The 13341-nt window shown below is 54.9% G+C and carries 10 protein-coding genes; 4 read left to right on the forward strand and 6 right to left on the reverse strand.

The genetic code is table 11. The features are described from left to right. Nucleotides 1-5: 5 nt before the first annotated feature. The 3 genes from smc (at nt 6) to QA596_12015 (ending at nt 6533) form a co-directional block, all read left to right on the forward strand. Complete coding sequence (gene smc, locus QA596_12005) at nt 6-3521, forward strand: chromosome segregation protein SMC (protein ID MDG5768181.1); 3516 nt, start codon at nt 6-8, stop codon at nt 3519-3521. A gap of 90 nt (nt 3522-3611) precedes the next feature. After that, a complete protein-coding gene (gene ettA / locus QA596_12010; protein MDG5768182.1) occupies nt 3612-5285 on the forward strand; it encodes an energy-dependent translational throttle protein EttA in 1674 nt (557 codons plus the stop codon). A gap of 9 nt (nt 5286-5294) precedes the next feature. After that, on the forward strand, nt 5295-6533 hold the full coding sequence (locus QA596_12015; protein MDG5768183.1) for a 4-hydroxy-3-methylbut-2-enyl diphosphate reductase: 1239 nt from the start codon (nt 5295-5297) through the stop codon (nt 6531-6533). A gap of 131 nt (nt 6534-6664) precedes the next feature. Here the strand turns inward: QA596_12015 and QA596_12020 are convergent, their stop codons facing one another. The 5 genes from QA596_12020 to eno form a co-directional block, all read right to left on the reverse strand. Then, nucleotides 6665-7654 (reverse strand): CdaR family protein, encoded by a 990-nt coding sequence (locus QA596_12020; protein MDG5768184.1) that lies wholly within the window; start codon nt 7652-7654, stop codon nt 6665-6667. Nucleotides 7655-7757: 103 nt separating this feature from the next. After that, entirely contained in the window at nt 7758-8057 is a 300-nt protein-coding gene (locus QA596_12025) for a DUF721 domain-containing protein (GenBank protein ID MDG5768185.1), read from the reverse strand. A 2-nt stretch (nt 8058-8059) separates the two neighbouring features. Beyond that, nucleotides 8060-9193: a DNA replication/repair protein RecF gene (locus QA596_12030; protein MDG5768186.1), complete on the reverse strand. Its 1134-nt coding sequence runs from the start codon at nt 9191-9193 to the stop codon at nt 8060-8062. A gap of 81 nt (nt 9194-9274) precedes the next feature. Next, the gene (locus QA596_12035; protein MDG5768187.1) at nt 9275-9883 is read right to left on the reverse strand and encodes a hypothetical protein; all 609 of its coding nucleotides are present in this window, start codon (nt 9881-9883) and stop codon (nt 9275-9277) included. Nucleotides 9884-10064: 181 nt separating this feature from the next. Further along, the gene (gene eno, locus QA596_12040; protein ID MDG5768188.1) at nt 10065-11348 is read right to left on the reverse strand and encodes a phosphopyruvate hydratase; all 1284 of its coding nucleotides are present in this window, start codon (nt 11346-11348) and stop codon (nt 10065-10067) included. Nucleotides 11349-11529: 181 nt separating this feature from the next. Here eno and QA596_12045 point away from each other — a divergent pair, with 181 nt between their 5' ends. After that, nucleotides 11530-12210, forward strand: coding sequence for an HAD family hydrolase (locus QA596_12045; GenBank protein MDG5768189.1), 681 nt, complete (start codon nt 11530-11532; stop codon nt 12208-12210). A 219-nt stretch (nt 12211-12429) separates the two neighbouring features. On the opposite strand, the gene QA596_12050 is transcribed toward QA596_12045, so the two are convergent. Next, nucleotides 12430-13263 carry a hypothetical protein gene (locus QA596_12050; protein MDG5768190.1) on the reverse strand — a complete coding sequence of 278 codons (834 nt, stop codon included), beginning with the start codon at nt 13261-13263 and terminating at the stop codon, nt 12430-12432. Between the last annotated feature and the right edge of the window lie 78 nt (nt 13264-13341).

Consider the following 13341-nt stretch of genomic DNA (forward strand, 5'->3'; position numbering starts at 1 on the left):
CCTGCATGTATCTCGCCGAACTTGAACTACACGGTTTCAAAAGTTTCGCCCACAAGACCAAAGTCAAGTTCGACAGCGGCATAACGTCTATTGTCGGACCCAACGGTTGCGGTAAATCCAACATTGTCGATGCACTTCGATGGGTCCTGGGAGAGCAGCGGCCATCCCTCCTGCGCTCAGCCGCCATGAGCAACGTCATCTTCAACGGAACCGCCGCCAAGAAGGCGCTCGGAATGGCGGAGGTGTCGGTTACGATTATCAATAACCGGGGAGTGCTGCCCACCGAGTTCTCCGATATCACCATGACGCGGCGCCTCTACCGTTCGGGGGAAAGCGAGTACCTGCTGAACAATAAGCCATGCCGCCTTCGCGACATCACCGACCTCTTCATGGATACCGGTATGGGGGCCAACGCCTACTCGGTGATCGAGCTCAAAATGGTGGAAGAGATTCTCAACGACAAGAACAACGACCGCCGGAAGTTGTTCGAAGAGGCCGCCGGCATCACCAAGTTCAAGGAGCGCAAGAAACAGACCATGAAGAAGCTCTCCGATACACGCGGCGATTTGCAGCGTATGGAGGATATCCTTGTGGAGGTCCGCAAGAAGACCCGCTCACTGCAGGCGCAGGCTTCGCGCGCCGAACGGGCCCAGCGGTACCGCGAGGAGCTCGAATTTCTTGATAAAGCCGTATCCCGCCAGGAGTATCTGGACGTGCGGGCGGAACTGAATCCGCTGCTGGAACGTATCGCCAGCGCCACCTCCACCCGGGAGGAGTTGGATCGCCGCCTCAAACAGCTCGAACAGAATGAAACCGAAGCCCACGACGAGCTTATTGCCAAAGAACAGGCGCTGAATGAGTTACGGCAAAAAACGGCCGGACTGACCGAAAACATACAGGAGAAGCGTTCGGAAGTCCAGATCATCACACAAAAGATCACCAACGAAGAGAATATTATTCGCGGTTACGAACAGGATGTCTATCAGGCGGAGACCGACATCAAGGATTTACGCAAGGATCTGAAGGCCAACCAGGCGGAGCTGAAATTGTCGGAGGAGAAACTTGCGGCTGTTCGCGAGGAACGGGACGAAGCACAGGTATTACTGGAAAAAAACCGCCAGGAAGTGAACCGGGTCAGGGCGGAACTGGAAGAGGTCAACCGACGGCACAGCGATGCCGGCCGACGCATCAACGAGCTGCAGAACCGACGGATCCGGCTGGAATCAAGACTGGAGAACAATGCGGAGCAAAAACAGCGCATTGAGCGGGAACTCGGCGAAAGCAGGGAAAAGATAAACGCGCTGGAAGGAGAATATGAGAAGCTGGAAGGCCTCCATGAGGCATTGCAAGCCGAGTATGATGATGCCGAGCTGGAGCTTGAAAGAGCAAGAAAAGAGCGCGAAGAGCTGTTCAACGCAATCAACCGGCAGAAAGACACCATCCGCAGCCTCAAGAGTAAAAAGGATGCGTTTGAATCGGAGCACCGGCTGCTTAAAAACCTGGCGCAGTCATCCGACGCGCATCCTGCGGGAGTGCACTATCTGAAAGAGCAGCAAAACGCATTCACCAGACTCGAGATTCTGAGCGACCTGTTCCGGAGCAGGGACGAAGACGCCGCCGCCGTGGAAGCCGTACTGGGTGAAGCCGCCAATTTCGTGGTCACTTCCAATGAAGAGGAGGCGGTCCGGGCATTCGACATGCTTCGGGAAAAGGACAAGGGACGGGTGACTATCATCCCGCTCAACCTGGTTTCTGGCGGTCATCCTGTGCTGGAAAATGCGCTCTATCACGATATCCGGACCGACACTGACTACGAGCCGCTTCTGCGCCTGTTTTTCGGCAGTGTGATGCTGGCCGACGACATCAGCTCTGCTGTAAAACTGGCCGGCAGTGAATCTTGCACGGCCGTGACGAGGACGGGCGATGTCGTCACTTCCGACGGATTCATGTACAGCGGCAGCAGTAATCAAAACGCGGGCATCCGCATCGGTTTGCGCGAAAAGATCGAAAGGTGCCTGCAACAGGCCGAAGCGGCCGGCCGGGAGGTGGAATTGGCCGAAACCGAGCTGGGCGAGACCGAAGACGCCTATCAAAAATTCTCCCTCCAGCCACATCAGCAGAAAGTGAAGGAGGCCGCATCAGCCCTGCAAAAGCACGAGGCAAAGGCCGGATCCTTCCAGACCCAGTCCGGTTTTTACAGCAAATCCATTCAGGATCTGCAGCGCCGGATGGAAGAACTTGAATTCAGCACCGGAGAAGCCGACCGGGAGCTTGAAGAAATCACCCCGCAGCTCAAGGAGCTGGAGAGTACGCTGACCGGGATCGTCCGGGAGGAGGTCAGCCTCAAATCGCACCTGCAGGAAAAAGAAGATGCCCAGCAGCGGTCACAGTCGCGCTACAACGACATCTCCCTGAAATACCAGAATGCGGAAAACGAGGTCACGACCCTCAAACGGGACATCGAGCGTTTCGAGTCGGATGTTCAGTCGATTAAAGACCGCCTGCAGCATCGGGCGGATCGTGCCAGGTCGAGCAAGGACACCATCCTGAATCTGCGCGAGCAGATCGAGCAGGCCGAAGACGCGCTGCGTGAGCTGCTGGCCGCCAGAGAAACAGCCGTAAAAGAGCAGGATCAGGCCGACGAGGCCTGTTCACACCAGCGGGGGAAGATCAACCTGCTGGAGAGCGACCTCAAGGAAGTGCGCAACAGAAAAGAGTCCAACCAGGATCTGTTCCACTCCCTGGAAATGGCTAAATCCCGGCTGGAAATGGATCAGAAAAATATCAATGATCACATCTGGGACACCTACAGCCTTACCGTCGACCAGCTGAATCAGCAACTGCCGGAAGACACCGACCTGTCCACTGCGCGGGAAACCATCTTCACCCTGAAACAGCGGCTCAAAAACATCGGGGAGGTCAACCCCCTGGCCATCACCGAGTACGAAGAGGAAAAAGAACGCCTCGAGCATTTTGAAAAACAGATCGGTGACCTCGAACGGGCGGAGACTCAGCTCATTGAAACCATCCAGGAAATCAACCGAAACGCCCAGGAGCGCTTCAATGAAACCTTCAAACTGATCCGTGAGAACTTCCGCACGGTGTTCAATACCCTTTTCGAGGAAAACGACCATTGCGATCTGGTGATTGATGAAAGTGCCGACGACCCGCTGGAAGCCAAAATCGAGATCATAGCCAATCCCAGAGGCAAGCGTCCGAGTGTCATTGAACAGCTCTCCGGCGGCGAAAAAACCCTGACGGCCATCGCGCTTCTGTTTGCCATCTACCTGGTCAAACCCTCTCCTTTCTGTGTGATGGATGAGGTGGACGCTCCGCTCGACGACCCCAACATCCTGCGGTTCACGAAGCTGCTCAAAAAATTCAGCGAACAGACCCAGTTCATCGTCATCACCCACAACAAAACAACCATGGAGAAGTCCGAGACCATGTACGGGGTGACCATGCCGGAAGTGGGTATCAGCAAACTGGTTGGCGTGCGGCTGGATGAGGTCGCAGCCTGACGGCGAATTGCGGTTCCAGGCGCGGCGCTCAGAATTCCGCGCAATCCTTCGTATCTTTGGCGCTCAAACCTCCACCGAATTAGAACAGGAATGAGCGACAACAAAATCATTTTCTCGATGACGGGCGTCGGCAAAACCTATGGCCCGAACCGGCGCGTACTCAAAGGCATCTACCTCTCCTTCTTTTATGGGGCCAAAATCGGCATTATCGGGGCCAACGGATCCGGGAAAAGCACCCTGCTCCGGATTATCGCCGGCCTGGACGACAACTACGAGGGCGAAGTCACGTCAACGTCGGGTGTCACATTCGGGCACCTGCCCCAGGAGCCGGAGCTCGAACCCGGCAAAAAGGTTATCGATATTGTGGAGGAAGGGGTTCAGGAGCTGGTGGACCTTGTCAGGGAGTATGAGCAGATCAGCGAGAAGTTTGCCGAGCCGGATGCCGACTTCGATGCCCTGATCGCCCGCCAGTCATCTCTTCAGGAACAGATCGACCAGAAGGATGCCTGGGATCTTGAAAGCCGACTTCAGATGGCCATGCAGGCCTTGCGGTGCCCGCCGAAAGATACTCCGGTGGATGTGCTTTCCGGTGGGGAGCGGCGGCGGGTGGCATTGTGCCGGCTGCTATTGAAGGAACCGGATGTGCTTCTGCTGGACGAGCCTACCAACCACCTCGACGCCGAGTCGGTGCAGTGGCTGGAACAGCACCTGGAGCGGTACGAAGGCACGGTAATCGCCATCACCCACGACCGCTACTTCCTTGACAATGTGGCCGGATGGATCCTGGAGCTGGATCACGGCGAAGGTATTCCCTACAAGGGAAACTATTCCGGATGGCTGGAGCAGAAGCGAAAGCGCCTGGATGTGGAAAAGCAGCAGAACCACCGGCTTCAGCGCACCATCGATCGCGAGATGGAGTGGATCAACACCAACCCGAAAGGGCGCCAGACCCGGAGCAAGGCGAGAATCACGGCCTACGAACAGCTGTTGTCCAGCCGGGAACAGGAAAAGAGACGGGATGAGCTTGAGATTTACATCCCGCCGGGGCCACGGCTCGGCGACAAGGTGATTCGTGCACACGGCGTTTCCAAGGGATTCGGTGACAGGCTGCTCTTCGAGCAGATGGAATTCGACCTTCCGGCCGGCGGCATCGTCGGAGTTATTGGTCCGAATGGCGCTGGAAAAACCACGTTATTCCGGATGATCACCGGGCAGGAACAGGCCGACAGCGGAACCTTTGAAGTCGGTGACACTGTAAAAATCGGGTACGCCGACCAGGCCCGGCCGCTGGATCCCGCCAAATCGATCTGGGAAGAGATCTCCGGTGGAAGCGACACCGTCACGCTGGGTTCCATGGACATCAACTCGCGCGCCTACGTGGCCCGGTTCAATTTCAGCGGCAGCGACCAGCAGAAAAAGACTTCGGAGCTCTCCGGCGGCGAGCGGAACCGGGTGCATCTGGCAAAGACACTGCGCGAGGAAGCCAACCTCTTGCTGCTCGATGAGCCCACCAACGATCTGGATGTTCAGACACTGCGTGCCCTTGAAGAAGCGTTGGTGAACTTTGCAGGATGTGTTGTCGTTATTTCCCACGACCGGTGGTTTCTCGACCGGGTTGCCACTCACATACTGGCGTTCGAAGGCGACAGTCAGGTGCGATGGTTTGAGGGCAATTTCAGGGAATATCACGATTACCGCCGGGACGTGCTGGGGATCGACGACCAACCCAAAAGCATCCAGTACAAAAAGCTGAAAAGAGACTAATCCGCCGCTATGCCCAGGGAGTTTCACATACCGGACCTGTACCAGTCGCAGATCATCAAAACGGTTAAAAATGCCCGGCAGATTCTGGATCCGCGAAAAAAGGACCGAACGCCGAGCGTTCTGGATCTTGGTCCGGTTCGCTATCTGATTCCAAGACACTTCGGGTTCTGCTACGGCGTTGAAAACGCTATCGACATTGCCTACCGTACCGTGGAGAACCATCCCGGGAAAAACATTTTCCTGCTCAGTGAAATGATTCACAATCCGACGGTAAACAAGGACCTGGAGGCGCGGGGAGTCCGTTTCCTGTTTGAAACCGACGGAAGCGAACGCATCCCGATCGCAACGCTCACACCCGACGATATCGTGATTGTACCCGCTTTCGGCACCACCGTGGAAATTCAAAAAAAGCTGGAGGCCCAGGGAGTCGACCCCTATCAGTACGACACGACCTGCCCGTTTGTAATCAAGGTCTGGAATCGGGGCAAACAACTCGGAAAGAAAGGGCACGCATTGGTGATACACGGCAAACACAAGCACGAAGAGACCCGGGCCACTTTTTCACACAGTTCGCAGCAGGCGGCCTGTGTGGTCGTGCTTAACCCGGAGGAAGCGCGCATACTGGCCGACATCATGGTTGAAAAAAGGCCCAGGGATGACTTTCAGAAGTATTTCGGAATGAAATGCACCGACGGCTTTGATCCGCTGACCGATCTGAAGCGTTTCGGGGTTATCAATCAGACTACCATGCTGGCTTCCGAGACCCGGGAAGTGATGGAGATCCTGAAACAGGCGGTGATAGAGAAACATGGCGAAGCGGATGTGGAGATGCACTTTGCCGACACCTCCGACACCCTCTGCTACGCGACCAACGAGAATCAATCGGCAACCTACGCCCTGATGGAAGAGCGGGCCGACCTGGCGCTGGTTGTTGGCGGATACAACTCCTCCAATACCATGCACCTGGTGGAGTTACTGGAAGAGCGTTTTCCAACCTATCACATCCGCGACGCCTCGGAAATCAAGTCACAGTGGGAAATTCACCACTTCAACCAGTGGAAAAAAAAGGTGGAGAAAACCCGAAGCTGGATGCCGAAAACCGACGGGCCGATGACCATTGCGCTCACCTCCGGCGCTTCTTGCCCGGATGCTCTTGTGGATGAAGTGCTGCTCAAAACCGCCTCCTGGTTTGAGGATTGCCTGCCGCTGGAAAAAGCCCTGGAGCCGTTCACGGCCGAACCCGGATAACCGGCCACGATACTGTTCTATTCGAGGGGACTACCGGCACAGATTGGATCGAAACGGCAGAAATCGCAGCAAACCGTCACAAATCATAGCAAAACGGCAAGAATGGTCGCAAGCAGATAAAGAGCGGCCAACTACTCTCCGATTACCCTGAAATAGGAAACCCTGCGCGGCTGAAAGGATCGAAGCCTCAGATTCAGTGCTTCGGTGGTGGGCCTCACTTCCGGCACCAGAAAACCGGTAGTGTCTTCGATAACGTCAAAATAGTCCACATAGGCTTCATACGGTACCATCTCCTGGGCCCGGCTGTAATGCTCGATAGGCACATCGTAGCGAATCGTGAGCACGGACGGGCTTAACCTGACCTGCTCCCCCTCCGGAATATTCCTGGCCTGGACATAGACCCTGACCTCCCCTTCCGTGAATTCGGTCACATCAAACGACAACACCACACGGCTTGTATCCTTTGAGACGAGCGACCTGGACCCGGCAAGCCGTACCGGCTGTTCAACCCTGTCCTTGACGTTTCTGAGCCGCAGAATTTCGGTCGGCCAGCTGCTGATTGTATCCACAACCGATTCAGCCCCGGTAACGGTGACACTGTCGGGATCGGATCGGACATCGCCCATTATCTCAAACCGGCTCTCCAGCCGCACATCAATCCGGGGAGCGACCGGTACCCGCTTCTGCGTTTTCATCTCCATGGCTACGGTGAACTCCGAAGGCGCTACCTTGTTTACGACCAGGTCCGGGTAGCCTGCCAGATGCTCCTGGATTCTGTCCGCGACACTTACCGTGCCCCTTTCGTAGGGAATCACAATCTCCGGTGGATTTCTGTACAGAGAGAACAGATTCCAGCCTTCACCGCTGATACCAACCCTTGCTGAAGCCGGAGGCGGCTCCGAGAACGCCATCTCGTCGCTGTACTCGACCACCTGCAACGGCACTTCCAGCGTAATGCTGTATTCCCGGCCAAGGTTTACCAGCAGCCACAGGGAAAGGGCAATCACATAGCCGATCAAAAAAACGATCAGGATTTCCCTCTTGTGCAGATAGGTGGTTTCCCTCTCGGTTGGTTTGAACAACCGCATCAGCCAGTTACCGTTCTTTCGATCTATATCCATTCTCTTAAAATGGGCGATGGGTTATCATTATCAGTCAAGGAGACACATCCACAATATGCAGGGAAACGCATGCCGCCCGGCCGAGCCGGCATGGAACCGGCAACTACGATTTAACCACAATATCGCGAATGATTTCCTCTTTTACAGCACGGTTAAGAGTTTTTGCGAGTTGGTGGCGCTGCATATGGATTTCATGCCGCCAGGACGGATCAGAAACATGGAGGACCAGCCGGCTGCCCTGAAATTTCATATCCCGAACCTGTTCGCGAATAGCGGCTCCAACCTTCTCCGGCCAGAGAGCGAGAATCATCCCCCGTTTAAGCGAGACCCGGTGCGGATAATTATCGATATAATCATCCAGAAGGTCTTTCAGGGCTTTGGGTTGTTTGCGTCTGTATGCCATTATCAGGCCTTTTCAGATATCAACGTTCCTTCGCTTACACGAAATTCCGATATACGGGCATCGCCGCGGGAGGAAAAACCCGAAATTTTATCGGGGTGTGCCGCCGTTACAAACGACTGCCCTTCATGCTGCAGCAACATTTCCATTACGATACCGGTTTTATGCGGATCCAGGTCACCAAACACATCATCCAGTAAAAAAACGGGAAGGTCGTCCAGCGCATCCCGGTAAAAGTAGAGCTGCGCCATTTTCAGAGCCAGGGCAAACATCCGGTGCTGGCCCTGCGATCCGAATTTACGCAGTTCCATGTCGTCAAGAAAAAAAATCAAATCATCGCGATGGGGCCCGTGCAGTGTCTGCTGGCGCTCCAGCTCCCGGCTGTGCGATTCTCTGATTTTTTCCCCGTAAGCCATTCTGATCTCCTCGTCGGAGAGTCCTGTGTCGCAGACCGAACGGTATGTCATGGCGGGTTTCAGTCCGGTACCAGTCAGCTGTTCATGCGCCTCTTCCAAAAAATGGTAAAACTGCTGCACAACACTGCTTCGCTTTGCAACTATCCGGGCACCGGTCTCCACAAGTTGCAGGTCCCAGGGTTCCAGCATCGCCTCCAGTAATCCGGGCGTGTGGTGATGATCGGAGAGCAGCCGGTTGCGCTGCCTTACAATCTTCCGGTACCGGATGAGGTCATCCAGATAGGCCAGCGAGGTTTGCGCGATCAGGGCGTCCAGAAACGAACGCCGTTCGGCCGGACCCTCGCCTGTCAGTTTTTTATCATCGGGCGATACCAGAACCACCGGCACCCTGCCGATAAGATCAGCGTGACGCTCCAGCGGACTGTCGTTCACCCGCAGGCTTTTGCCCTCTCCTTTTTCATAAGCGCAGCTGATTTCAAAGCGGTCCCGGATGGAACCCCGAAACTCCCCTTTCACCAGAAAACCGGTTGCTCCCTGTCTCACCACGTACTGATCCGAGCTGCTGGTAAAACTGCGCCCCATGCACAGATAGTGAACCGCATCGATCAGGTTGGTTTTTCCCGCGCCATTCGGACCGGTAATGATATTGATCCGTTCACCCCACTCTGCGTCGGTATGAAAATGATTTCTGAAATTGGTGAGGGAAAGCCGGGTATTGATCATATGGATTATGTCCGGTCGAATGACCTGGGCGCAAATTAGTTATGGGCGATACATACCCGGCCAGGTGTGTCCCGGATCGGGTCAGGTGCCCTTTTCCTGATTCTTGCCGCTGTCGTCATTGCTATCTTCGCCGCTCTCGTCACTATCGGATTCCACGGCAGAGGGCGTCTCCTCCGAAGCAACTGAAGGCTCATCATCACCGGAGTCCCGGTCAGCGCCGGGTGCCATCTCATCGCGGGATGCATCTTCACCATCCGCAGCCAGCTCCTCGCCGGAAGAAACGGTTTCTGTGGAAGCGGATTGCTCGTCATGGCCGGCATCACCACCGGCTTCCTCTTCACCAGTGGAGCTATCCGCGCTGGTATCGGCGGCCTCATCCACAGCGTTGCCCACATATTCGTCCTCGTTAACGTCAGTCGGACTCTCATTCGCGCCATCGTCGCCCTCCTCTTTGGGCAGCGCCTCATTCACAACAATGGTGCGCTCGAGAAAGACGGTATTGTTCAGTTTTTCAATGGCCTCCTGCGCCTCACCATCTTCCGCCATCTCCACAAAACCGAAACCTCTGGATCTTCTCGTTTTTTTATCACGAACGATGAAGGCGTTGGTGACCTCACCAAAATTTTCAAACAGTTCTTTCAATTCCTTTCGCCTGGTTTTCCAGGCCAGATTTCCAACGTAGATATTCATAACGAAAATATACTTAGATACGGGTGACCATGGTTCGCAATACAACCTGCCACAGCAGGTAATGCCGGATGCAATTTAAAAAAAAAGCAGACTGCGAAGAAACACAGTCTGCTTTTGAAATAACCGCGGCTGCGCGAACTAACCGGGCAGGTTCATGATCGCGCAACGGCATACACCGGACCTAGACATTGAACGCGTCACGGCCCAGAAACTCGGCGCTTTCGCCCAACTGCTCTTCAATGCGGATCAACTGATTGTACTTGGCGAGGCGATCGGTACGGCTCATGGAACCGGTTTTGATCTGACCCGCGTTGGTGGCAACAGCAAGATCGGCAATGGTGGTGTCTTCGGTTTCACCGGAACGGTGGGAAATCACGGCGGTATAGGCATTTTTGTGTGCCAGTTCGATGGTATCGAGGGTCTCGGTAAGCGTACCGATCTGGTTTACCTTGATAAGAATCGAGTTGGCTACACCCTGCTCAATGCCCTGCCCCAGACGTTCGGAGTTGGTAACAAACAGGTCATCGCCCACAAGCTGGACCTTGTCGCCGATAGCGTCGGTGAGCTTTTTCCAGGCATCCCAGTCATTTTCGTCCATGGCATCTTCAATGGAGATAATGGGGTACTTGTCTACCCAGCTGCTCCAGAACTCAACCATGTCATCGGCATTCTTCTTGCTGCCGTCACTCCATTTGAACTCATAGAGTCCACTTTCCGGATTGTAGAATTCGGCTGAAGCGGGATCCAGCGCAAGCAATACATCGTCGCCCGGCTTGTAACCGGCCTTTTCGATGGCCTTGAGGATCACTTCCACGGCTTCTTCGTTGCTCTTCAGGTTCGGGGCAAATCCGCCTTCGTCACCAACCGTTGTTGCATAACCCATGTCGGTGAGCACCTTCTTGAGGTTGTGGAAGATTTCACCGCCCATCCGGAGTGCGTGCGAGAAAGAGTCAGCGCCACTCGGCATGATCATGAACTCCTGCAGATCGACGTTGTTGTCGGCATGGGAACCACCGTTGATGATGTTCATCATCGGCAGCGGCAGCACCTTTGCGTTCACACCGCCCACATACCGCCAGAACGGAATATTCAGCGCGTTGGAAGCGGCATCGGCAACGGCGAGGGAGACACCCAGCATGGCATTGGCGCCCAGCTTGGATTTATTCTCGGTACCGTCAAGCTCCAGCAGGATGTTGTCGATATCCACCTGGTTGAATACGTTGTAGCCGATCAGTTCGTCATTGATCGTTTCGTTGACGTTGTCAACCGCTTTGAGTACGCCTTTGCCCATGTAGGCATCGCCGCCGTCGCGAAGCTCAACAGCTTCATGTTCGCCGGTGGATGCACCGGACGGCACGGCTGCGCGTCCCATGGTTCCATCCTCCAGAATCACGTCTACTTCCACTGTCGGGTTGCCCCGGGAGTCAAAAATTTGACGTGCAATAATGTCTTCAATAATTGCCATAATAACAGGATTTAAGTGATAATTTTCGGTGTCGATTACGGTTTAAAGGTACCCTTTTTTTTGCTAAGTTGAAAAGATTGGTCGCATATTAATGGAAGAATAACTCCGCAGCCGGCCGGCCCCGGTCTCGCCCGACAAGCAGGCATTTTTGAGCCTTCCTCTTTCACTCCAAATAACCTCAATGAACCTGGCATACCTTTTTGATATTGACGGCACGCTGCTGAAAGTTAAGAACCGGGTTAACCGGGTTGTAATTCAGGAGGTGCTGAACCGGCTCGGAGTTGACAGGGAGGATGTGCGCACAGTTGACTTTGCCGGGCGAACCGACCGGGCCATTTTCACTGATCTTCTCGATGGCTATGGTGACGGCCTGTTCGACCAGGTCAAACGTCATTATATCAGCGCGCTCGATGCCTCGCTTCGCCGGGAGGATGTGCATGTTCTCCACGGTGTGGAGAGCTCCCTCCGGTATCTTGCTGAAAAGAGCGCATGGACCGGACTACTGACGGGCAATTTTGCCCGGGCCGCTGAAATCAAGATCAGCCGCACGGGCCTGGACAACCATTTCGCATTCGGGGCTTTTGGAGATGATCATGCCGACCGAAACGATCTGCCCCCCAACGCCATGAAGGCGCTGGAATCCTTCTCCGGAAAGGCATTCCGGCCTGCCGACCTGGTCATCATTGGCGACACCCCCAGGGATATCCTGTGTGCCAGGTCACATGGTTCCCCCTGTGTTGCCGTTTCAACCGGTCACTACACAAGAGAACAGTTGCGTTCATACCGGCCGGATGCCCTCCTCAATTCACTGGAAGAGTTTCCAGACTGGGACCGGCAGTTCCGCAGATCCCGAATGAACTGATGCTCGTTTTCCCGGTTTTCCGGCGGGAATGCCATTGTGCGGAAATATGAATGGGTACCCGGGATAATTAATTGCACAGGAAGAACGCTGTCTCTTGCCGCCGGTCCGGGACGCAGGCATAAGCGACCTCTCGTGCAGGAAAGAAACTCCCCGGCAGCAAATGGCTGGGGGGGATACGAGCGCCTCTCAGGAGAAGTGCGCGGGAAACATCCGCCGCAATTACCACATGGAACCGAAGACGAAAGTAATGTGGGGCGTTCCAAAGAAAGATTGCTTGCCGGCGGCCGGCTGAAGCGCTCCGTCCGGCAGTTCGTCTACAGGCAGAAAATCAAAACCAGGGCCGGGCATCTTCGGCTCCATAACCTGGATTCCATTGGGGAAGTAGTGGAAAAAGTATCCAATGCGGATGGTCTGGATGTTTCCGAAATCGCCGCCAAGATTGGCACCGATAGAGAGATGTCCGGCCGCCCCGAGAATAAACTCTCCATCGCCCCACCCCTCAAGCGGATCATAATGGGGATCCACATTAACACCAACCATGCCCTGGGTAATGCGAAACCCGTAGCCGAAACGGTCGTGGTCGTAGTAAGGATAGACAAATGCAGGGGAAGGTCCGCCGGAAACCTGACCGAACAGGCGGAAGTTGTCTGACAACGTCCGGGCGAAAAAGCGCTGCTGGACACCAAGCATCAGCGGAAATGCCATTACCCGGTTGTATTTGTTCGGGATGGTGGACAGCCCCCAGTTGGATTGAAACGTCTGCTCGTTCTCATCCTTGACATTGCCAATCTGAAACTCCAAAATCATTTTTCTGTTACGCGACAACACCCGGCGGTATTCCGCTCCGGCTCCGAACCCGAAATTGTTTACCTGCAGCCGGAAGCCGGCTCCATTTCGGATATCGAAATCAATCGGGCTCAACGGCTCGGTAATCTCAAGCAGGTCCGGTTCTACCCGCTCCTGCGCATGGGACACTCCGGTAACGGCAAGTACCGTACCGGCAAAGAAAAACAGAGCAACAGCGATAATGGAGTGCCTCATGGCATTACTCATGGTTGAATTTCGGTTGCAGCGGAGTTCAGCATTATGACTGACCGCTTGCGAATGACAAAAACTGTCGTATTTTCAGAC

This window comes from Balneolales bacterium ANBcel1 (genome assembly GCA_029688905.1).
GTDB lineage: Bacteria > Bacteroidota > Rhodothermia > Balneolales > Natronogracilivirgulaceae > SLLW01.